General features: G+C 48.6%; 14 protein-coding genes, 4 tRNA genes and 4 rRNA genes. 16 read left to right on the top strand and 6 right to left on the bottom strand.

The features are described 5' to 3' along the window. Positions 1 to 28: 28 nt before the first annotated feature. The 4 genes from NFHSH190041_RS18355 (at position 29) to lpxC (ending at position 4,309) form a co-directional block, all read left to right on the top strand. Complete coding sequence (locus NFHSH190041_RS18355; RefSeq protein ID WP_261925176.1) at positions 29 to 754, top strand: cell division protein FtsQ/DivIB; 726 nt, start codon at positions 29 to 31, stop codon at positions 752 to 754. Between the two features lie 2 nt (positions 755 to 756). Beyond that, complete coding sequence (ftsA, locus tag NFHSH190041_RS18350; RefSeq protein WP_261923143.1) at positions 757 to 1,992, top strand: cell division protein FtsA; 1,236 nt, start codon at positions 757 to 759, stop codon at positions 1,990 to 1,992. Between the two features lie 29 nt (positions 1,993 to 2,021). Further along, positions 2,022 to 3,194, top strand: coding sequence for a cell division protein FtsZ (gene ftsZ / locus NFHSH190041_RS18345; RefSeq protein ID WP_261923142.1), 1,173 nt, complete (start codon positions 2,022 to 2,024; stop codon positions 3,192 to 3,194). 194 nt (positions 3,195 to 3,388) lie between these two features. Further along, the gene (gene lpxC / locus NFHSH190041_RS18340; protein ID WP_261923141.1) at positions 3,389 to 4,309 is read left to right on the top strand and encodes a UDP-3-O-acyl-N-acetylglucosamine deacetylase; all 921 of its coding nucleotides are present in this window, start codon (positions 3,389 to 3,391) and stop codon (positions 4,307 to 4,309) included. A gap of 5 nt (positions 4,310 to 4,314) precedes the next feature. Here lpxC and NFHSH190041_RS18335 read toward each other — a convergent pair whose 3' ends face one another. After that, positions 4,315 to 4,767 carry a DUF721 domain-containing protein gene (locus tag NFHSH190041_RS18335; RefSeq protein WP_261923140.1) on the bottom strand — a complete coding sequence of 151 codons (453 nt, stop codon included), beginning with the start codon at positions 4,765 to 4,767 and terminating at the stop codon, positions 4,315 to 4,317. Positions 4,768 to 4,795: 28 nt separating this feature from the next. Here NFHSH190041_RS18335 and NFHSH190041_RS18330 point away from each other — a divergent pair, with 28 nt between their 5' ends. The 10 genes from NFHSH190041_RS18330 to rrf (NFHSH190041_RS18285) all read left to right on the top strand — a co-directional run bounded on the left by NFHSH190041_RS18330 (position 4,796) and on the right by rrf (NFHSH190041_RS18285) (position 14,712). After that, entirely contained in the window at positions 4,796 to 5,698 is a 903-nt protein-coding gene (locus NFHSH190041_RS18330; RefSeq protein WP_261923139.1) for a M23 family metallopeptidase, read from the top strand. Positions 5,699 to 5,753: 55 nt separating this feature from the next. Continuing rightward, positions 5,754 to 8,477 carry a preprotein translocase subunit SecA gene (gene secA / locus NFHSH190041_RS18325; protein WP_261923138.1) on the top strand — a complete coding sequence of 908 codons (2,724 nt, stop codon included), beginning with the start codon at positions 5,754 to 5,756 and terminating at the stop codon, positions 8,475 to 8,477. 650 nt (positions 8,478 to 9,127) lie between these two features. After that, positions 9,128 to 10,670 (top strand): 16S ribosomal RNA (locus tag NFHSH190041_RS18320). An 80-nt stretch (positions 10,671 to 10,750) separates the two neighbouring features. Continuing rightward, a tRNA-Ile gene (locus NFHSH190041_RS18315) sits at positions 10,751 to 10,827 on the top strand. A gap of 28 nt (positions 10,828 to 10,855) precedes the next feature. After that, positions 10,856 to 10,931, top strand: a tRNA-Ala gene (locus NFHSH190041_RS18310). Positions 10,932 to 11,267: 336 nt separating this feature from the next. Next, positions 11,268 to 14,160 (top strand): 23S ribosomal RNA (locus NFHSH190041_RS18305). Positions 14,161 to 14,245: 85 nt separating this feature from the next. Further along, positions 14,246 to 14,321: transfer RNA gene (locus NFHSH190041_RS18300), tRNA-Val, on the top strand. 35 nt (positions 14,322 to 14,356) lie between these two features. Next, positions 14,357 to 14,472 (top strand): 5S ribosomal RNA (rrf, locus tag NFHSH190041_RS18295). A gap of 10 nt (positions 14,473 to 14,482) precedes the next feature. Then, positions 14,483 to 14,558: transfer RNA gene (locus NFHSH190041_RS18290), tRNA-Thr, on the top strand. A gap of 38 nt (positions 14,559 to 14,596) precedes the next feature. Further along, positions 14,597 to 14,712, top strand: a 5S ribosomal RNA gene (rrf, locus tag NFHSH190041_RS18285). The 16S, 23S and 5S rRNA genes sit together here with 4 tRNA genes alongside, the layout of an rRNA operon. Positions 14,713 to 14,837: 125 nt before the next feature. Here the strand turns inward: rrf (NFHSH190041_RS18285) and NFHSH190041_RS18280 are convergent. Next, positions 14,838 to 15,722 (bottom strand): LysR substrate-binding domain-containing protein, encoded by an 885-nt coding sequence (locus tag NFHSH190041_RS18280; protein WP_261923137.1) that lies wholly within the window; start codon positions 15,720 to 15,722, stop codon positions 14,838 to 14,840. A gap of 119 nt (positions 15,723 to 15,841) precedes the next feature. On the opposite strand from NFHSH190041_RS18280, the gene NFHSH190041_RS18275 reads away from it, so the two are divergent. Further along, positions 15,842 to 16,714: a DMT family transporter gene (locus NFHSH190041_RS18275; protein ID WP_261923136.1), complete on the top strand. Its 873-nt coding sequence runs from the start codon at positions 15,842 to 15,844 to the stop codon at positions 16,712 to 16,714. Positions 16,715 to 16,727: 13 nt separating this feature from the next. Here the strand turns inward: NFHSH190041_RS18275 and NFHSH190041_RS18270 are convergent, their stop codons facing one another. From NFHSH190041_RS18270 to NFHSH190041_RS18255, 4 genes are all read right to left on the bottom strand, one after another. Continuing rightward, positions 16,728 to 17,294, bottom strand: a complete 567-nt coding sequence (locus NFHSH190041_RS18270) for a BON domain-containing protein (RefSeq protein ID WP_261923135.1) — start codon at positions 17,292 to 17,294, stop codon at positions 16,728 to 16,730. After that, on the bottom strand, positions 17,291 to 17,884 hold the full coding sequence (locus NFHSH190041_RS18265) for a phosphoheptose isomerase (protein ID WP_261923134.1): 594 nt from the start codon (positions 17,882 to 17,884) through the stop codon (positions 17,291 to 17,293). The genes NFHSH190041_RS18270 and NFHSH190041_RS18265 overlap by 4 nt, the downstream gene beginning before the upstream one ends. A 107-nt stretch (positions 17,885 to 17,991) precedes the next feature. Then, entirely contained in the window at positions 17,992 to 18,318 is a 327-nt protein-coding gene (locus NFHSH190041_RS18260; RefSeq protein ID WP_261923133.1) for a YraN family protein, read from the bottom strand. Then, positions 18,315 to 20,147 carry a penicillin-binding protein activator gene (locus tag NFHSH190041_RS18255; protein WP_261923132.1) on the bottom strand — a complete coding sequence of 611 codons (1,833 nt, stop codon included), beginning with the start codon at positions 20,145 to 20,147 and terminating at the stop codon, positions 18,315 to 18,317. Before NFHSH190041_RS18255 ends, NFHSH190041_RS18260 begins: the two co-directional genes overlap by 4 nt. 207 nt (positions 20,148 to 20,354) lie before the next feature. Between NFHSH190041_RS18255 and rsmI the strand changes: the two genes are divergently transcribed. Beyond that, complete coding sequence (gene rsmI, locus NFHSH190041_RS18250) at positions 20,355 to 21,200, top strand: 16S rRNA (cytidine(1402)-2'-O)-methyltransferase (protein WP_261923131.1); 846 nt, start codon at positions 20,355 to 20,357, stop codon at positions 21,198 to 21,200. The last annotated feature ends 55 nt before the right edge of the window (positions 21,201 to 21,255 follow it).

Genomic DNA, 21,255 nt, shown 5'->3' with positions numbered 1-21,255 from the left:
GGAGAAAGCGCAGCAGTGCAGGCAGAGAATGACCAAGGTGAATTGGTATCTGTGCTGCGGTTTGTTTTTTTTGCTGCTGGTTATCGGCGGCTTTGGTATGGGTGCCTGGAAATTACATCGGGTACTGAGTGATGCCAATGCTGTACCCGTAGCCACTGTTGCGGTGAGTGGTACGCGACAATTTACCACTGACACTGAGATCCAACAGGCGCTGCATGGTTTGATGCAGCGCAGCCTGTTTACCACCAATGTGAATCAGGTGCAGACTGCGCTGGAGCAGCTGCCCTGGGTATACCGAGCATCAGTGCGGCGTGACTGGCCGGATAAGCTCAAGGTGGTATTGCAAGAACAGCAACCCGTGGCACATTGGAACCAAGGGGAATGGTTAAATACCCATGGTCAGGTGTTTACTGCTCCGGCAGAAACAGCGTTGGATTATCTGCCGTATTTGGCCGGACCTGAAGCCAGTGCAGAAGATGTACTACAGGGCTACAGACAAATCAGAGCCTTGCTAAAGTTGCATGGCTTTGGCTTGAAAAGTTTGACGTTAAATCCCCGTCATGCCTGGCGGGCAGTGCTGGATAACGGCATTTTGCTTGAGCTGGGCAGGGAGGATAAAATGGCAAGGATACAAAGGTTTATAAATGTTTACCCTGTGCTGGCCAAACAAGATAAAAAAGTGGCAAGGGTAGATTTACGTTATGACACAGGAATGGCCGTTGGCTGGGACAACGCCAAATCAGAGAGCCGATAAAGATGACCAAGAACCAGGATAGAAACCTTATCGTCGGGTTGGACATTGGGACTTCCAAGGTCGCCGTAATTATTGGTGAAGTATTGCCAGATGGCGAGATCAGTGTCGTCGGTCTGGGCAGTCATCAGTCCCGCGGGATGGATAAAGGCGGCGTCAATGATCTGGACTCGATTGTGCGCAGTGTCCAGCGGGCACTGGATCAAGCCGAATTAATGGCAGACTGCCAAGTGTCTTCGGTTTATCTGAGTATTTCAGGTAAACATATTGCCTGTCAGAATGAAAACGGCATGGTCTCCATCAATGATGAAGAAGTGACACAAGAAGATGTGGACAATGTGATCCACACTGCTCGTTCGGTGAAGATCCCAACTGAAAGACGTATTTTGCACGTTTTACCACAAGAGTATGCCATTGATGTGCAGGAAGGGATCCGCAGTCCTATCGGGATGTCTGGGATGCGGATGGAAGCCAAGGTGCATATTGTTACTTGCGCCAATGATATGGCGAAAAATATTACAAAAAGCGTTGAGCGTTGCGGACTTAAAGTAGATGATTTGGTTTTTTCTGGGATTGCTTCAGCAGATTCCGTGTTGACCAATGATGAAAAAGATTTAGGTGTCTGCATCGTGGATATCGGTGGTGGCACCACGGATATTGCTGTGTATACCAATGGGGCGCTGCGTCATTGTGCTGTGGTACCTGTTGCTGGTAATCAGGTAACTAGTGATATTGCAAAGATTTTCCGCACGCCACTGTCCCATGCTGAACAAATTAAAGTGCAGTATGCCAGTGCTCGTAGTGATTTAGTGAGCCGAGAAGACAGCATTGAAGTGCCATCTGTCGGCGGGCGACCATCTCGGACCATGTCGCGCCATACCTTGGCCGAAGTGGTTGAGCCCCGTTATCAGGAGCTATTTGAGTTGGTACTGAAAGAATTGCGTAAAAGCGGCCTGGAAGATCAAATAGCCGCAGGGATTGTGTTAACCGGAGGAACTGCATCCATTGAGGGCGCGGTCGATATTGCCGAGGCCACCTTTGGTATGCCGGTGCGGGTGGCATCACCTCTGCCGGTGAAAGGATTATATGAGTATGTTGATCAACCCATATACGCAACCGGGGTTGGTCTGTTGCATTATGGTGCCCGGCGAGTGTTGGAGCGTCAGTTTGAGCGGCCGGAGCGGCAGGGAATGACCAGTATTTGGAATCGGGTTCAGAGCTGGTTTAAGGGCGAATTTTAGAATAACGCGGACAAAACGGAGAAAAGACCATGTTTGAGATCATGGACACCCATTCCGATGAGGCGGTGATTAAGGTCATTGGCGTCGGTGGCGGCGGCGGTAATGCCGTAGAACACATGGTGAAACACAACATTGAAGGTGTTGAGTTCATCGCAACAAATACAGATGCCCAGGCGCTGCGTAAATCTTCAGCCGGTTCAACTATCCAGCTGGGTCGAGATGTCACTAAAGGTCTTGGCGCTGGTGCGAATCCTGAAGTGGGTCGCGCAGCAGCAGAGGAAGATAAAGAAAACATCCGCGCAGCGATTAAAGGTTCAGATATGATTTTCATCGCCGCCGGTATGGGGGGCGGTACTGGTACCGGTGCAGCACCTGTGGTGGCTGAGATAGCTAAGGAAGAAGGCATTTTGACCGTAGCTGTGGTCACTAAGCCATTTCCTTTTGAAGGCAAACGCCGTATGTCTTACGCCGAGCAGGGGATCAGTGAGCTGGCTAAGCATGTGGATTCGTTGATTACCATTCCTAACGAAAAGCTGCTGAAAGTATTGGGCCGTGGTACCTCACTGTTGGATGCATTTGCTGCTGCCAATAACGTGCTGTTAGGTGCTGTGCAGGGTATTGCTGAGCTGATCACTCGCCCAGGTCTTATCAACGTCGACTTTGCTGATGTGAAAACAGTTATGTCCGAAATGGGTAATGCCATGATGGGGACAGGTTTTGCATCTGGTGAAGACCGTGCTGAAGAAGCTGCTGAAGCTGCGGTTGCCAGCCCATTACTGGAAGATATTGACTTGGCTGGTGCTCGTGGCGTACTGGTGAATATTACCGCCGGTATGGACATGAGCATTGAAGAGTTTGAAACAGTGGGTAACCACGTTAAAGCATACGCTTCTGATAATGCCAATGTGGTTGTCGGTGCTGTGATTGATCCGGAAATGAGCGATGAGCTGCGCGTTACTGTGGTGGCTACCGGTATCGGTGCAGAGAAAAAGCCTGATATTCAGCTGGTATCTAAGCCTGCTGCGCGGACTGAGCCAGAAGTGCATGTTGAGCAGAAGAGCTATGTGGAAGATACCGCAGCGGTTCAGCCACAAGTTATCGGTAATACTGCGCCACAGTCACAACCTCAGCCAGCTGTGAGCCAAAAGAATGATCTGGATTATCTGGATATTCCGGCATTTTTGCGTAAACAGGCTGATTAAACAGGGTGTTTAGCCTTGCTCGGTTTGTAACCGAATGATCGCTGTTAGCATAAATAAAGCTGCTCGGTTGTGCTGGTGTGATTTTTTTGTCAATTGGCGAATTTATGCTAGCATATCCGACCAGCTTAGCTGTTGTACGTTGTTTTTCTGACCAGAAATGTCAGGTGATTGTTGAATTTTTAGCGGGTAACTGAATGATTTTTCAAAGAACTGTTCAAAAAATGGTAAAAACTACCGGTGTTGGCCTGCATTCAGGCAATAAGGTGACCTTGACCATCAAGCCTGCACCTATCAACGCCGGCATTAAATTGGTTCGTACAGACTTGGAGCCCGCGGTGGTTATTCCTGCGTTGGCAGACCAAGTCCGTGAAACAACAATGTGTACAGCACTGGTTAATGATGATGGCGTACGGATCTCAACCATTGAGCATCTGTTTTCAGCCTTAGCCGGTTTAGGTATCGATAACGCGATTATTGAAGTGGACGCACCGGAAATTCCGATTATGGATGGCAGTGCTAGTCCATTCGTTTTTCTGCTGCAATCTGCGGGTATTGAAGATCAGCGCGCCGCGAAAAAGTATCTGCGTATCAAGCAGACTGTTCGTGTTGAAGATGGTGATAAATGGGCTGAGTTAAGACCTTTTGATGGTTTTAGAGTGAACTTTGCCATTGATTTTGATCACCCAGAAATTGCCCGTAGTCAGCAACATGTGATTATGGATTTTTCTACTGCAGCCTTTGTTCGCGATATCAGCCGGGCTAGAACCTTTGGCTTTATGCGTGATATTGAATATCTGCGAGCTAACAATCTGGCATTGGGTGGCAGCATGGAAAATGCTGTTGTTCTGGATGAGTTCAAAGTGCTGAACCCTGATGGGCTGCGCTTTGATGACGAATTTGTGAAACATAAAATTCTTGATGCATTTGGCGACCTGTATGTTTCTGGTCATGCCATTGTTGGTGAATTTTGTGCTTATAAAACCGGTCATGCACTGAATAACCGTTTGGTTCGAGCGGTATTGGCGCAGGCGGATGCTTGGGAGCTGGTTAGCTTTGAGCATGAAACAGAAGTGCCGGTAAGTTTTGCGGTTCCCGGCTCTCTGGCGCTGGCTTAACGGATTTAAGATTGCCGAGAACGGCTGGCTAATGCAGCCAGCCGTTTTAGTTTCTGCCCCAGACGGCCTTCAGTATGTTCTGCGAGCGCTTGAATATGCGAAGCTGCGGTTTCGCTTAGTTGCCGATGAACTACTTTCGAGGTAGGCTGGGTTCTGGCCAGTGCTGGGTTGACTTTAACGTCAATAGCAGTGAGCATTGGTAGAGTGCGTTGTCGCAGTTGTGCGAGTAACGCCGATTTTTGAAAATTTATTCTGGCGGCCCAAGCAGAGGTTGTCGTTTCAATCACTAAAGTACCATCTCGGAGATTGGCAACTTTAAGTTGTTCTGCAACGTGGCCTGCCACAATTTGCTTCACCTGTTGATTCAATTGTCGCAGCAGCTCCGCTTTTTCAGCGATATCAGGTAGTCCACAGGACTGATACACGAGCTGATTGAGATCCTTGGGGTGCTTTTTCATTCGATAATTAAACGGCTGAAATCAGGCTATGAGTGTAACAGTTTTAATCCAGGGTCGAAATGGCGTCACCCGTTGGCAACCAGGTAAAGCATGGTTGCTTTTACCGATCCTGCTGATCGCAGCTGGAGCCGGTATCTTCCAATATTCCTACGATCAATTTGCTGCACAAGAAAAGCGGGTCGACCATGAGCGTCTCTCCCGAGAAAAACAACAGCAGCAGGTTAAAGATCTCAAACAAGCTACAGAATCCCAACTGGCAACCTTGGCCGCCCATGTTGCGCGGATGCAGGCAGATATGACACGTCTCGAAGCGCTGGGACAACAGGTTGCTCAGACTTATAAACTCAATGATCAATTTGATTTCTCAACCGAGACCGGTGTGGGAGGACTTAGTGATCTTGGGCAGAGCATCGAGCTGACACAGCTTATCCAAGATATGGATGATATGGTTCAGCGTATGGATAAAAGTAATGTTCAGTTGCCAATACTTGAAACTGTGGCAACCAATCTCAATATAGATAAAGAACGTTATATTTCAGGACGTCCGATTAAGAAAGGCTGGCTGTCATCCCACTTTGGTTTGCGTAACGATCCTTTTAATGGGCGTCGGGCTATGCACAAAGGAATGGATTTTGCCGGTGCAGAAGGGTCGGAGGTTGTAGCAACAGCAGGCGGTGTTGTGACTTGGGCTGGTAGCCGTTTTGGCTACGGAAACCTGGTTGAGATTGACCACGGGAATGGATTACGTACCCGTTATGGTCATAACAAGAGTGTTGCTGTTGCTGTCGGTGACGTGGTGACGAAGGGCGAGAAGATTGCCAGTATGGGAAGCACGGGACGGTCGACGGGCCCCCATGTGCATTATGAGGTGTTGCGGGGCGGACAACCGATAGATCCAAGTCAGTATGTCTACCGCAAGGCGATTAATTAATATAGTGGCTGTACCATTTTTCATGGATTGAGCCTTCAAATAATAAGTGATTGAGATGTTAGGTAAATTACTGACAAAAGTTTTTGGCAGTCGCAATGACCGCACCCTTAAAGCCCTTGGCAAAGTCGTCAACAAAATTAATTCTTTAGAAACGGATTTCGAAAAACTCACCGATGAAGAGCTAAAAGCAAAAACCCAAGAATTCCACGACCGTTTGGAAAAAGGGGAAAAGCTACAGGATTTGATCCCCGAAGCATTTGCTACTGTCCGGGAAGCCTCTCGCCGTGTATTTGAAATGCGTCATTTCGATGTGCAGATGCTAGGTGGCATGGTATTGGATAGTAACCGGATCGCAGAAATGCGTACTGGTGAAGGTAAAACGTTAACTGCAACTTTGCCCGCTTACCTCAATGCGTTGACCGGCAAAGGGGTTCACGTGATCACTGTGAACGATTATCTGGCTCGCCGCGATGCTGAAACTAACCGTCCACTGTTTGAGTTTCTGGGCATGTCTGTGGGTATCAACGTTGCGGGTTTAAATCCTCAGCAGAAAAAAGATGCTTACAACGCGGATATTACCTATGGCACCAACAATGAGTTTGGTTTCGACTATCTGCGGGACAATATGGCTTTTTCGCCGTCCGAACGGGTTCAGCGTCCGCTGCATTATGCCCTTATCGACGAAGTTGACTCCATTTTGATTGATGAAGCCCGTACGCCGCTGATCATTTCCGGTGCAGCAGAAGATAGCTCTGAACTGTACATCAAAATGAATTCCGTTATTCCTAATCTGATCCGTCAGGATAAGGAAGACAGTGATGATTATGTCGGGGATGGCGATTACACCATTGATGAAAAAGCCAAGCAGGTTTATCTGACTGAACGTGGTCAAGAAAAAGTAGAACTGCTGCTGATTGAACGCGGTATGTTGGCTGATGGTGATTCACTCTACTCTGCGGCTAATATCTCTTTGCTACACCATGTTAATGCGGCGCTGCGCGCTCACACTCTGTTCGAAAAAGATGTCGACTATGTGGTGCAAAACGGTGAAGTGGTGATTGTGGATGAGCACACCGGCCGGACTATGGCTGGGCGTCGTTGGTCTGAAGGCCTGCACCAAGCGGTTGAAGCGAAGGAAGGGGTTAAAATTCAGAATGAAAACCAGACCCTAGCATCCATCACTTTCCAGAACTATTTCCGTCAGTATGAAAAGCTGGCTGGGATGACTGGTACTGCTGATACCGAAGCTTTCGAATTTCAAACTATTTATGGTTTAGATACTGTTGTGGTGCCAACCAACCGTCCGATGATCCGTAAGGATATGTCGGATCTGGTGTATCTGACCGCGGCAGAGAAGTACCGTGCCATCATCGCGGATGTTAAAGATTGTCAAGAACGTGGCCAGCCAGTTTTGGTGGGTACGGTTTCCATCGAGCAATCAGAATTACTGTCCCGCCTGTTGAAACAAGAAAAAATTTCGCACCAAGTATTGAACGCGAAGTTCCACGAAAAAGAAGCTGATATTGTTGCTCAGGCCGGTCGCGCCGGTGCGGTTACTGTGGCAACAAATATGGCCGGTCGGGGTACCGACATTGTATTGGGTGGCAGCTGGAAAGAGGAACTTGAAGCGCTGAACAACCCTTCAGAAGAGCAAGTTGCTAAGCTGAAAGCGGATTGGCAGGAGCGTCATGATGCGGTTGTCGCCGCCGGTGGTCTGCATATTCTCGGTACCGAGCGGCATGAGTCTCGTCGTATCGATAATCAGCTCCGTGGTCGTTCCGGCCGTCAGGGAGATGCGGGTTCATCTCGTTTCTATCTGTCTATGGAAGACAGCCTGATGCGTATTTTCGCTTCAGAGCGTGTTTCTAACATGATGAAAAAACTGGGTATGGAAGAAGGGGAAGCCATTGAGCACCCATGGGTATCCCGAGCCATTGAAAATGCGCAGCGTAAAGTTGAGGCGCGTAACTTCGATATCCGTAAGCAATTGCTGGAGTTCGATGATGTGGCGAATGACCAGCGTCAGGTCGTTTATGCTCAGCGTAATGAGTTGATGGATGCTGAAAGCATTGAAGATACCATTCAGAATATTCAGGCTGATGTGTTGACCAGTCTGATTGACGAGTCTATTCCGCCTCAATCAATTGAAGAGCTATGGGATGTTCCGGGTCTTGAGCTACGCCTGAACCAGGAGTTTGCGCTGCAGTTACCAGTACAGAAGTGGCTGGATGAAGAAGAAGACCTTTACGAAGATACTCTCCGTGAGCGCATTATTACTGCATGGAGTGATGCATACAAAGCCAAGGAAGAGATGGTTGGGGCATCAGTACTGCGTCAGTTTGAAAAGGCGGTAATGTTGCAGACGCTCGATGGTCTGTGGAAAGAGCATTTAGCGGCAATGGATCATCTGCGCCAGGGTATCCATTTACGTGGATACGCACAAAAGAACCCTAAGCAGGAATATAAGCGCGAATCTTTTGAGCTGTTCCAGCAGATGCTGGAAAGTTTGAAGCATGATGTGATTAGCATTCTATCTAAAGTTCAGGTGCAGGCTCAGTCTGATGTTGAAGAGATGGAAGAGCGTCGTCGTCAAGAAGAAGCGCAGCTGCAACGGGATTTTCATCATGCAGAAGCGGAATCACTGACCGGTGACCCAGTAATGCCTCCAGCACAGCCTAATACCCCTGTTGTGCGTGATGGCGATAAAGTTGGCCGTAATGACCCTTGTCCTTGTGGCAGTGGTAAGAAGTACAAGCAGTGCTGCGGTAAGCTGTCCTAATTCATAGAAACTGTAAAAAGCGACCACTAAGGTCGCTTTTTTATTATCTGACTAATTCAAGCCAGTTTTCCTCCAGCTTTAAGTTGTTATCGCCAGTCTTATCTGCTGAAGAATTACTGATATTGTGGTGATAACTTAGGCTTTTGTTGATAACTCTGGGGGTAAATCGTGGTTAGCTTGTGGTTAATGCATTTTTTTGCGAAAAAGCTGATTTTTTTCAAAAAAAGGCTTGCGCAAAAAAAACGGTTCCCTATAATGCGCCTCCATCGACACGGCGCAACGAGCTAAACAGCTTGGTGAGCAGGTCGGCAGGGTAAGCATCCCATCGGATGAATATCCTTGGTTTGAAAGCTTTTTGTTGTTTTCAGCTTCGGTTGAAAAACTTTAAAAAAAGAGCTTGACGCCAAAAACGGGATGTGTAGAATGCACAGCCCTCGGGATTGAAAATAACTATCCCGGCCGGTGTTACCGGTTCGTTCTTTAACAATTTATCAGACAATCTGTGTGGACATTCACAGTGATTGACATCGACAAACGATTTTAATCAATGATGAAGTTCGCGCAGCATGCAAATGCAGTCATTGCCTTTATTGGTAATGATGCAAAGACAGAATTCATTGAGCAGAACCTTCGGGTTCAACCAAAACTTTTAATTGAAGAGTTTGATCATGGCTCAGATTGAACGCTGGCGGCAGGCCTAACACATGCAAGTCGAGCGGTAACAGGAAGTAGCTTGCTACTTTGCTGACGAGCGGCGGACGGGTGAGTAATGCCTGGGAATATGCCGAGATGAGGGGGATAACAGTTGGAAACGACTGCTAATACCGCATAATACCTACGGGTCAAAGCAGGGGACTTTCGGGCCTTGCGCATCTTGATTAGCCCAGGTGGGATTAGCTAGTAGGTGAGGTAAAGGCTCACCTAGGCGACGATCCCTAGCTGTTCTGAGAGGATGATCAGCCACACTGGGACTGAGACACGGCCCAGACTCCTACGGGAGGCAGCAGTGGGGAATATTGCACAATGGGGGAAACCCTGATGCAGCCATGCCGCGTGTGTGAAGAAGGCCTTCGGGTTGTAAAGCACTTTCAGCGAGGAGGAAAGGTTACTGGCTAATATCCAGTAGCTGTGACGTTACTCGCAGAAGAAGGACCGGCTAACTCCGTGCCAGCAGCCGCGGTAATACGGAGGGTCCGAGCGTTAATCGGAATTACTGGGCGTAAAGCGTGCGCAGGCGGTTTGTTAAGCGAGATGTGAAAGCCCCGGGCTCAACCTGGGAACCGCATTTCGAACTGGCGAACTAGAGTCTTGTAGAGGGGGGTAGAATTCCAGGTGTAGCGGTGAAATGCGTAGAGATCTGGAGGAATACCAGTGGCGAAGGCGGCCCCCTGGACAAAGACTGACGCTCATGCACGAAAGCGTGGGGAGCAAACAGGATTAGATACCCTGGTAGTCCACGCCGTAAACGATGTCTACTCGGAGTTTGGTGCCTTGAGCACTGGGCTCTCAAGCTAACGCATTAAGTAGACCGCCTGGGGAGTACGGCCGCAAGGTTAAAACTCAAATGAATTGACGGGGGCCCGCACAAGCGGTGGAGCATGTGGTTTAATTCGATGCAACGCGAAGAACCTTACCTACTCTTGACATCCAGAGAATTCGCTAGAGATAGCTTAGTGCCTTCGGGAACTCTGAGACAGGTGCTGCATGGCTGTCGTCAGCTCGTGTTGTGAAATGTTGGGTTAAGTCCCGCAACGAGCGCAACCCTTATCCTTACTTGCCAGCGGGTCATGCCGGGAACTTTAGGGAGACTGCCGGTGATAAACCGGAGGAAGGTGGGGACGACGTCAAGTCATCATGGCCCTTACGAGTAGGGCTACACACGTGCTACAATGGTCGGTACAGAGGGTTGCCAAGCCGCGAGGTGGAGCTAATCCCAGAAAGCCGGTCGTAGTCCGGATCGGAGTCTGCAACTCGACTCCGTGAAGTCGGAATCGCTAGTAATCGTGGATCAGAATGCCACGGTGAATACGTTCCCGGGCCTTGTACACACCGCCCGTCACACCATGGGAGTGGGCTGCACCAGAAGTAGATAGCTTAACCTTCGGGAGGGCGTTTACCACGGTGTGGTTCATGACTGGGGTGAAGTCGTAACAAGGTAGCCCTAGGGGAACCTGGGGCTGGATCACCTCCTTACCTAAGCGATGAAATTGCTTTGAGTGTTCACACAGATTGTCTGATAGAAAGTAAGAACAACTATCGTGAGATAAAGACGGGGGTCTGTAGCTCAGGTGGTTAGAGCGTTCGCCTGATAAGCGAGAGGTCGGTGGTTCAAGTCCACTCAGACCCACCAACATCTCTACGATAGAGTTCAACTGTATGGGGCTATAGCTCAGCTGGGAGAGCGCCTGCCTTGCACGCAGGAGGTCTGCGGTTCGATCCCGCATAGCTCCACCACTTCCTTCAACACTCTTCGGGGATGAAGAGATGGAAGTGACTCATACAGTCTCAGGGGATGGAGACGCCAAAGATAAATATGATTTATCTTTGGCTTTTTTAAGCCCGATTTTAGGCTGAAAGGTCAAAAATCATTGCTCTTTAACAATTTGGAAAGCTGATAGTAGAAACAAACCTCTCTTTTTAAGAAAGGCTTTGTTAATACAAAATTGAGTTCTCAAACACTTCAATCAAGTGAATTGAGTATTCTAATCAAGGCGTTGTGATTCGAAAGAATTACAATTATCAAACCAGCAAGTTGCAATGCAACCTGAATGAAACTCATTTGGGTTGTATGGTTAAGCGACTAAGCGTATACGGTGGATGCCTTGGCAGTCAGAGGCGATGAAGGACGTGTTAATCTGCGAAAAGCTGTGCTTAGCCGATAAAAGGCACTTGAGGCACAGATGTCCGAATGGGGAAACCCGGCACCATAAGGTGTCATCATATACTGAATACATAGGTATATGAGGCGAACGAGGGGAACTGAAACATCTAAGTACCCTTAGGAAAAGAAATCAACCGAGATTCCCCAAGTAGCGGCGAGCGAACGGGGACCAGCCCTTAAGTCTTCAGGGTGTTAGTGGAATAAGTTGGAAAGCTTAACGGTACAGGGTGATAGTCCCGTACACGAAAACTAACTGAAGATGAAATCGAGTAAGGCGGCACACGTGATATGTTGTCTGAACATGGGGGGACCATCCTCCAAGGCTAAATACTCCTGACTGACCGATAGTGAACCAGTACCGTGAGGGAAAGGCGAAAAGAACCCCTGTGAGGGGAGTGAAATAGAACCTGAAACCGTATACGTACAAGCAGTGGGAGCGGTTCTTGAGACCGTGACTGCGTACCTTTTGTATAATGGGTCAGCGACTTACATTTAGTAGCGAGGTTAAGCGAATAGCGGAGCCGTAGGGAAACCGAGTGTTAACTGCGCGTTTAGTTGCTAGGTGTAGACCCGAAACCCGGTGATCTAGCCATGGGCAGGTTGAAGGTTGAGTAACATCAACTGGAGGACCGAACCGACTAATGTTGAAAAATTAGCGGATGACTTGTGGCTGGGGGTGAAAGGCCAATCAAACCGGGAGATATCTGGTTCTCCTCGAAAGCTATTTAGGTAGCGCCTCGCACGAATACCATTGGGGGTAGAGCACTGTTAAGGCTAGGGGGTCATCCCGACTTACCAACCCTTTGCAAACTCCGAATACCAATGAGTACTATGCGGGAGACAGACAGCGGGTGCTAACGTCCGTTGTCAAAAGGGAAACAACCCAGACCATCAGCTAAGGTCCCAAAGTTATTGCTAAGTGGGAAACGATGTGGGAAGGCTTAGACAGCTAGGATGTTGGCTTAGAAGCAGCCATCATTTAAAGAAAGCGTAATAGCTCACTAGTCGAGTCGGCCTGCGCGGAAGATGTAACGGGGCTAAGCAATACACCGAAGCTATGGGTACTAGCACTTGTGCTAGTGCGGTAGAGGAGCGTTCTGTAAGCGGTTGAAGCGGAAGCCGTAAGGCACCGTGGACGTATCAGAAGTGCGAATGCTGACATGAGTAACGATAAAGGGAGTGAAAAACTCCCTCGCCGAAAGACCAAGGGTTCCTGTCCAACGTTAATCGGGGCAGGGTGAGTCGACCCCTAAGGCGAGGCCGAAAGGCGTAGTCGATGGGAAACGGGTTAATATTCCCGTACTTCTGCTAACTGCGATGGAGAGACGGAGAAGGCTAGGCCAGCACGGCGTTGGTTGTCCGTGTTTAAGATGGTAGGCAGTGTGTTTAGGCAAATCCGGACACATAATGCTGAGAATTGATGACGAGGTGCTACGGCACTGAAGTGGTTGATGCCATGCTTCCAGGAAAATCTTCTAAGCTTCAGGTTAGTAGGAATCGTACCCCAAACCGACACAGGTGGTCGGGTAGAGAATACCAAGGCGCTTGAGAGAACTCGGCTGAAGGAACTAGGCAAAATGGTACCGTAACTTCGGGAGAAGGTACGCTCCTGTTGGTGATGAGACTTGCTCTCTAAGCTGACGGGAGTCGCAGATACCAGGTGGCTGCAACTGTTTATCAAAAACACAGCACTGTGCGAACTCGCAAGAGGAAGTATACGGTGTGACGCCTGCCCGGTGCCGGAAGGTTAATTGATTGGGTTATCTTCGGAGAAGCTCATGATCGAAGCCCCGGTAAACGGCGGCCGTAACTATAACGGTCCTAAGGTAGCGAAATTCCTTGTCGGGTAAGTTCCGACCTGCACGAATGGCGTAATGATGGCCACGCTGTCTCCAGCCGAGACTCAGTGAAGTTGAAATTGCGGTGAAGATGCCGTATACCCGCGGCTAGACGGAAAGACCCCGTGAACCTTTACTATAGCTTGGCACTGAACATTGACCCTACATGTGTAGGATAGGTGGGAGACTTTGAAGCGGTGACGCCAGTCATCGTGGAGTCAACCTTGAAATACCACCCTTGTAGTGTTGATGTTCTAACTCTGGCCCCTGAATCGGGGTTGAGGACAGTGCCTGGTGGGTAGTTTGACTGGGGCGGTCTCCTCCCAAAGAGTAACGGAGGAGCACGAAGGTTGGCTAAGTACGGTCGGACATCGTACGGTTAGTGCAATGGCATAAGCCAGCTTAACTGCGAGACAGACACGTCGAGCAGGTACGAAAGTAGGTCATAGTGATCCGGTGGTTCTGAATGGAAGGGCCATCGCTCAACGGATAAAAGGTACTCCGGGGATAACAGGCTGATACCGCCCAAGAGTTCATATCGACGGCGGTGTTTGGCACCTCGATGTCGGCTCATCACATCCTGGGGCTGAAGTCGGTCCCAAGGGTATGGCTGTTCGCCATTTAAAGTGGTACGCGAGCTGGGTTCAGAACGTCGTGAGACAGTTCGGTCCCTATCTGCCGTGGGCGTTGGATGATTGAGGGGAGCTGCTCCTAGTACGAGAGGACCGGAGTGGACGAACCGCTGGTGTTCGGGTTGTCATGCCAATGGCATTGCCCGGTAGCTACGTTCGGAATCGATAACCGCTGAAAGCATCTAAGCGGGAAGCGAGCCCCAAGATGAGTCATCCCTTAGACCTAGAGTCTACTGAAGGGCCGTCCGAGACTAGGACGTTGATAGGCAGGGTGTGTAAGCGTTGTGAGGCGTTGAGCTAACCTGTACTAATGACCCGAGAGGCTTAACCATACAACCCAAAAGGGTTTTGTTGGAAACCTTGATAGAATAATCAAGACTTGATTGAAGTTTTGAACTCAAAGCGAAAAGAATCCCAGGTCGCTTAGCTCAGCTGGGAGAGCACCTCCCTTACAAGGAGGGGGTCACTGGTTCGAGCCCAGTAGCGACCACCATATTTTTTGTACAGCTTTCCGAATTAACGAATTTGCTTGGTGACAATAGCACTGTGGTCCCACCTGATCCCATTCCGAACTCAGAAGTGAAACGCAGTCGCGCCGATGGTAGTGTGGGGTTTCCCCATGTGAGAGTAGGTCATCGCCAAGCGCCCAATTTTGCTGATATGGCTCAGTCGGTAGAGCGCATCCTTGGTAAGGATGAGGTCCCCAGTTCGATTCTGGGTATCAGCACCATTTTCACTGCTAGGCACTAAATAGCAGTAACAGAATTACTTGGTGACAATAGCACTGTGGTCCCACCTGATCCCATTCCGAACTCAGAAGTGAAACGCAGTCGCGCCGATGGTAGTGTGGGGCTTCCCCATGTGAGAGTAGGTCATTGCCAAGTGCCTAATTTTTCTCGTAAGAGAAGCGAAAAAGCCCGTTGCTAATGCAACGGGCTTTTTTCGTTTATGCATTGCTGAGTTCCCCACAAATAATGGACGTAATAAGCTTAGGGACAAGTATTACTGGTTATAGCGCTTCGGCTTGATTAATTAACCACTGGGTGAAGGCGTGGATATCTGCCTCGTTACGACGGCGTGACTTACAGCAGAGGTTAAATTGGAAACCAGTATGAATATCAGGCCACTCTAAGGCTATCAGCCTGCCATTATCAATATCTCCTTGCACGATAAAATCTGAAACCAATGCGATACCAAGTCCGGCAATAGCCGCCTCCATGGCTAACAACATATGGCTGAAGACTTGAATTGATTGGGTGTCTGATAGCGGCATGTCATTAGTTTCACTCCAGCGCTGCCAATCTATTCCGATAGGCCCTTCATCGACAGCCAGTAAGGTCTGTTGCTGAAATACCTCTGTGGTGGCGGCAAGATGTTGTGGTAGCAGATGGGGGGCGCAGACGGCAATGAGACGCTCTTGGTGCAAGGTATGGTGCCAATATCCTTTTGGCGCTGTGCGACCGGTAATAAAGATATCAGCTACCGTTTCTGATAGCTCAGGATCTTGGCTCATCATTTCTAATCTGATTTTAATCAGCGGATTTTGGCGGCGGAAATCACTCAACCGGGGAATAAGCCATTTCACTGCAAAAGAACTGTAGAGCGCTAACCGGATTTCATGTCTTTTTTCGCCTTTTATCTGTTGGCACAATTCTGCTAAATGATTCAGGCTACCGTGTAACTCCTCAGCTAAAAGTCTACCTTTATCAGACAGTTGTAATTGTTTGCTTTTGCGTTGAAAGAGCGGTGTTTCAAAATATTCTTCTAACTGCCGAATTTGGTGCGAAACCGCACTTTGTGAGATACACAATTCTTCTCCCGCACGGGAAAAATGCTGCAGTCTTGCTGCTGCTTCAAAAACTTGCAGGGATCTCAGGGGGGGCAGTTTGCGCATAATAAGTATTCATAAAGTTAATGTGATGAATTTAATTCATGTTGAATAAGAAAACATCATTTTAATTTGTGTTATGTGGATTTTATCATGCTGCTAAAGAGAGCGATTCCGAGTGAGAAATGCAGAAAAATGTAATGATTGGCTTGTTACTGCTGATTGGCGGTAATTTTTTCAGTGCCTGGTATGATGTTTCGGTGAAATGGCTTCCTGATGATGCCAATGCCGCGAGTTATTTGATGCTGCGGCAAGTCACTTCAGTGTTGATGTTATTGCCCTTTTGGCTATGTGCTGGCCGTCCACGTCCTGTCACATTTAAAGTGCATGCGGCTCGAGCCAATATTGGGGTCGTTGGGGCGCTGAGCTTGGTGATGGGGCTGATGGTTATGCCCTTAGCGACAGTGAGCTCGCTGTTTTATTCTGCGCCATTGATGATTATGTTATTGGGCTTTTTTCTGCTGAAAGAGAAAGTAACTAAGGTGCAGTGGATATGTGCCTTGTTGGGATTTTTGGGTATTATGATTATCTTGCGCCCCGGAGAGCTGAATATTGCTGGGATTATTGTACTTTTCAGTGCGTTTACCTTTGCCATTAATCAGATGGCGTTAAAAAAATTGCCTGATACCGAGCACCCTATCATGCCCTTAATCATGTATAACCTGCTTGGGATCCCTTTAGCTGTGTTGATTGCCGCTTATCAGGGCTTTGCTGGTTTTTCTTGGCAGGTCTTGGTTGTTGCTATTGCGAGTAATGCTTTTTTATTAGCTTACCATTGGTTGTGTGTCCTAGCGTACCGTCAAGCGCAGGCCAGTGATATCGCCATTGCGGAATATACTGGCTTATTGTTCATAGTGTTCTTCGGGTGGCTGTTATTTGATGAGTGGCTGGATAGCCTGACTTGGCTAGGTGCGGCTTTAGTGGTGTTGCCATCGCTGATATTGCCTGCGTTAATTAAGCTATTGCGCAGCGCAGTGCCTGCGGTACCAAGTCACTGACGGTAAGTGCTGTTTAATCGGTATACTCAAAAACTTTGATAACTTTTCTTACCCCGGCGGTATTACGGGTCACCTCAACCGCCTGGTTTGCTTCCTGTCGGTTTACTAGGCCGAGGAGGAAGACTTCTCCATTTTCAGTAATAACTTTGATTTTAGAGATATCCAAACCATCTTGATGCAACATTCGCCCCTTTACCTTAGTGGTGATCCAAGCGTCGTTGCTGCGGGTTGTGAAGGAGGTAGGGTTACCTATTCTGATTTGATTATGCAATTTCCCACCGAGTTTCAATTGCTTGACGACTCGTATTGCTTTATCCCGTAACATGGAATTAGGAGCTTGACCAATCAATAGCGTATTACCGTTCATCACTACACCGGTAATATTCGTTTGATTTTTCAGGTCCTGATGAGCGGACAATGCACTAGCAATCTCAAAATCAGCATTAGTATCATCCAGTTGAGTACGCAGACTGCGCTCATCATTGGCCATGACGGTGCCGCCTACTGCGCCCACAGCCACAACACCGGCGCAGCCGGACAGCAGATTCAGTGCCAGTAGCAGTGGGAGCAGTTTAATCATGCCTGTTCATCCTGTGGGAACAAGGTGCGGTCAATGTTGTCGCACAGGCAGTGGATCACCAGCAGGTGTACTTCTTGGATGCGAGCAGTAACATTAGATGGCACACGAATTTCGACATCGTTAGCACCCAGTAGTCCTGCCATAGCGCCACCATCTTTACCAGTCAGTGCGACAATGGTCATATCCCGGCTTAAAGCGGCTTCCATTGCCTTAATTACGTTGCCTGAGTTACCACTGGTAGAGATAGCCAGCAGAATATCGCCAGGCTGGCCCAGTGCGAGGATCTGCTTAGAGAAAATCTCATCATAGCTATAGTCATTAGCAATGGCCGTGATTGTTGATGTGTCAGTTGTGAGGGCAATGGCTGGCAGTGGTGGGCGTTCAACTTCAAAGCGGTTTAGCAGCTCGGCAGAAAAATGCTGGGCATCCCCGGCGCTGCCACCGTTGCCACAAGCCAAAATTTTATTGCCGCCCAGTAAACAATGAACCATCATTTCCGCAGCTTTAGCAATGGCATCCGGCAGGGCTTCAGCCGCATCTATTTTGGTTTGAATAGATTCGGTAAAGGTGTCTTTAATTCGTTCTAACATGGATGAACCCTTTCTCTCTAACGAGTTGTAATCATGCCACATTCCATCCGGGGAGTTGAGGCCGTGATGATAAAATTCCTGCGACACTATCATCGGTCACATACAATTCAAAAAATATTTTTCAGCCAGTGTATCTCGCTGCCTTCAATCGCCAGTAAATCAAACCGGCATGGTGCGTTGATCTGGTGTTGTTGCAGATAATATGCTGCTGCTTTTCGCAGTCTGGCTATTTTTTTGTTACTAATGGCTGAGATCGCGCCACCAAAGTGTTGTGTTGCTCGGTATTTTACTTCAACAAACACCCAAGCATCATGCTCTTGCATGATGATATCTAGCTCGCCAAAGGGGTAGCTGACATTAGATGCGACCCAAGTCAGCCCCTGTTTTTGCAAATAGTCCTTGGCGATTAATTCAGCCTGGTGGCCACTACTCATAGTGGTTTTAGCCGACCTCTTTGGTATTTACCCCAACTTAGATGACGGTCAATCACCCCATAAGCCGTCGCAGATAGCGTGCCACTGCGGCCTTGGAATTGATACCCTGGGAAAGCACGCATTTGTGCTAAGCGGCTAACGAGATCCAGCGCATCATATCCCATGGTATAAAGGCGTTTTTGCCTGTTGTTCCAGTTGGGCCACAGCTTGCTGACTTCTTGATTTTCCTCTGTTGGGCGCATTAACCACGGGCTATCACTGATCGTGATATTGTTCAGCTCCACGGCGGTTTGACTGGTATCTTGCTCCAGTCGACTACGACTGGTGGTGTACAGTGGGACCGGTTGAGCAAAGACACTGAAATTAACATCAATAAACGGTTTTAGCAGGGGTAAATCGGTATCGCCGGCAATCATATAAATAGCATCAATATCCCGTCTAGAGCGGAAATCGGCCTTTAATTGTGGGCCGATCAGCGCTTTCATTCGAGCAATTCGGGCTTGACTGTCTTTAACGCCGAGGGCTTCTTTAACTGCCAGACTCATTTTGTCGCCATTTTGATAGTAATGTACTTCGGCGTCTTTTCCGGTCAATTGCTGCCAAGCTAGATTGAATGCGTCAGCCATCCGTCTGCCAGTGCTATCACTGCTGACCAAAAGCAGAGGGGTACGGATCCCATCTTGATACATCTTTTGTGCTGCATCTGAGGCTTCTTGCGATGGTGAGAGCGCAAAGTAAAAGAGATCGGCTTTGGGTGTGAAGCTATCTGTCTGGTTCAAAAATAACTGCGGAATATCATGACCCTGCTGTGCGGGTTGAGCCAAATATGTTTGTAGTTTATCCACATTGCTGGGTAGCAAGGGGCCCAGGATAAATTCAGCGCCAGCAGCTTGCGCCTGTTGATAGGCTAACGTGACATTCTTAGCGGTATCATAAAAATTGATAGTAATCTGATTATTACCAGAGGCGAGATAGTTGCTTAGTATTCCCTGCTTTATCGGGTTGGCAACAATAGCCCGAGGGCCTGTCAGCGGCAACAATACGGCAATTTGCTCCGGGCGATATGGTTTGGCGCTGAGCGCTTTTTCCAGATCAGTCGGGAGCTTGATGGCACCCGGGTGTGATGGATTTTGTTGTTGCCATTGACCTAAATATTTCACCAGTTCATTCGGGGCAATCGCATAATGTTTAGCGATATAAGCCAATTGCATCCAGCCTGCAAAGGTTGGGTTATTCTGAGTATTGACGTAAGGTTCTAGCGTCGCTTCATCGATAGGCTCAAGCGCATGCCAGATAGTGTCATTCAATTCAGTGCGATGTCCGGGTTGCAGATAGTTTTCTAACAGGCTGAGCTGTCGAACCTCATCAATAGGCTTCTGTAACTGTTCGTATAATTTGGCTTTCAGGCTGTAATAGTTACGCCATTGCCAGTCGGGCAGCTCCCATGCTGTTGGATAAGATAATGCGTTAAGGGCTTCATTAGGCTTGGATTGTTGCTTCAAAGACAGTGCACTAAGATAAGCGTATTCGGCCTGTAGCTGCGGTGTTTTGAGCTTACCATTTAAGGCCTGCAGTAATTTATCTGCACTGCTGTAGTCGCCCTGATTTAAATACGCATGTGCTGCGAGCAGGGTGTAACTCTGCTGTGCCTGAATAGATAAAACCGAGGTAATTTTAGAGAGATACCACCCCGGGGTTTGGCTAGCATCTGCAAGAGATACGACGGTATCAGGGTAATGTACCGGTTTGGGTGCGCTGGCGCATCCTGCAAGGATTGCCGCTAAAATGGCTGCAGGAATAAACTTAATTGTTTTCAGGCTTTTCAACACTTGGCTTCACTCTGATAAAATGCTGGCTGTAGTTTATACCAATCCGCCCCAGAATGTGACTAGAGAAGCGGGCCAACCTGAGCCTGCTCAGTGCATTGCTGGCGGATGGCAGGTGGCAGCATTGGCTGTCATGCATTTTTAATCGTTCAGTTTACTGTTGTGAAAATGACAGCAATGCACTGAGCATGAGTCATCACAGAGGTAATTATGACCCTTCCGGTCGCGCTTTATATTGTTCCCACCCCAATTGGAAATTTGCAGGATCTGAGCCCTCGGGCGGTTGAGGTGCTGGAGCAGGTGGCACTTATCGCCTGTGAGGATACCCGTCACAGCGGCAAACTGTTGAGCCATTTCGGTATCAGTACCCGCACTACCGCGCTGCACGATCATAATGAGCGTGCCCGCGCGCAGTGGGTGGTGGAACAGCTTGCTGCTGGTCAGGCGATTGCCTTGATCTCTGATGCTGGAACGCCCCTGATTTCTGATCCTGGTTATCATCTTGTCACCCATGTGCGGGCTCAAGGGTATGATGTGGTGCCTTTGCCGGGCCCTTGTGCTGCGATTACCGCCCTTAGCGCTTCTGGTTTACCATCAGATCGTTTTTCATTTGAAGGTTTTTTACCGGCAAAAGAAAAAGCCCGGCTCGATAAGTTGGCTGAAATGAAAGAAGATCCCCGCACTCTGATCTTCTATGAGTCCCCTCACCGGATTGTGTATAGCCTAGAGGCTATCGCTCAAGTTTTGGGGGCTGACCGGCAGATTGTGATGGCGCGGGAAGTGACGAAAACCTTTGAAACCTTTCTTACAGGCACTGCTGCCGAGGTGTTAGCCCGGGTAATGGCTGACGATAATCAGCAAAAAGGTGAAATTGTTCTGATGTGTCATGGATACCGAGCAGCAGAAGGGGAAGAACAAATCCCTGCTGTGGCGGTGACCACTTTGACCTTGTTGTGTCAGGAATTGCCACTGAAAAAGGCCGCTGCATTGGCCGCCCAGATCCACGGTTTGAAGAAGAATGCCCTGTATAAACACGGTTTAGAGGCTGGGCTTTAAGCGATTAACCGGTTGAGCGGTTTTTTTTAGTTGGTTTGCACCGTCCCCTTGGGTA

It is taken from the genome of Shewanella sp. NFH-SH190041 (assembly GCF_024363255.1).
Classification (GTDB): Bacteria; Pseudomonadota; Gammaproteobacteria; order Enterobacterales; family Shewanellaceae; genus Shewanella.
The sequence above is the reverse complement of the archived record's forward strand: the minus strand, read 5'-3'. Positions and strand labels throughout refer to the sequence as shown.

Coding starts and splice junctions, on each gene's coding strand:
- NFHSH190041_RS18270 (WP_261923135.1), bottom strand. CDS start 17,294: ATGATTAAACTGCTCCCACTGCTACTGGCACTGAATCTGCTGTCCGGC.
- NFHSH190041_RS18275 (WP_261923136.1), top strand. CDS start 15,842: ATGCAGAAAAATGTAATGATTGGCTTGTTACTGCTGATTGGCGGTAAT.
- NFHSH190041_RS18335 (WP_261923140.1), bottom strand. CDS start 4,767: ATGAAAAAGCACCCCAAGGATCTCAATCAGCTCGTGTATCAGTCCTGT.
- secA (WP_261923138.1), top strand. CDS start 5,754: ATGTTAGGTAAATTACTGACAAAAGTTTTTGGCAGTCGCAATGACCGC.
- lpxC (WP_261923141.1), top strand. CDS start 3,389: ATGATTTTTCAAAGAACTGTTCAAAAAATGGTAAAAACTACCGGTGTT.
- rsmI (WP_261923131.1), top strand. CDS start 20,355: ATGACCCTTCCGGTCGCGCTTTATATTGTTCCCACCCCAATTGGAAAT.
- ftsA (WP_261923143.1), top strand. CDS start 757: ATGACCAAGAACCAGGATAGAAACCTTATCGTCGGGTTGGACATTGGG.
- NFHSH190041_RS18260 (WP_261923133.1), bottom strand. CDS start 18,318: ATGAGTAGTGGCCACCAGGCTGAATTAATCGCCAAGGACTATTTGCAA.
- NFHSH190041_RS18330 (WP_261923139.1), top strand. CDS start 4,796: ATGAGTGTAACAGTTTTAATCCAGGGTCGAAATGGCGTCACCCGTTGG.
- ftsZ (WP_261923142.1), top strand. CDS start 2,022: ATGTTTGAGATCATGGACACCCATTCCGATGAGGCGGTGATTAAGGTC.
- NFHSH190041_RS18280 (WP_261923137.1), bottom strand. CDS start 15,722: ATGCGCAAACTGCCCCCCCTGAGATCCCTGCAAGTTTTTGAAGCAGCA.
- NFHSH190041_RS18265 (WP_261923134.1), bottom strand. CDS start 17,884: ATGTTAGAACGAATTAAAGACACCTTTACCGAATCTATTCAAACCAAA.
- NFHSH190041_RS18355 (WP_261925176.1), top strand. CDS start 29: ATGACCAAGGTGAATTGGTATCTGTGCTGCGGTTTGTTTTTTTTGCTG.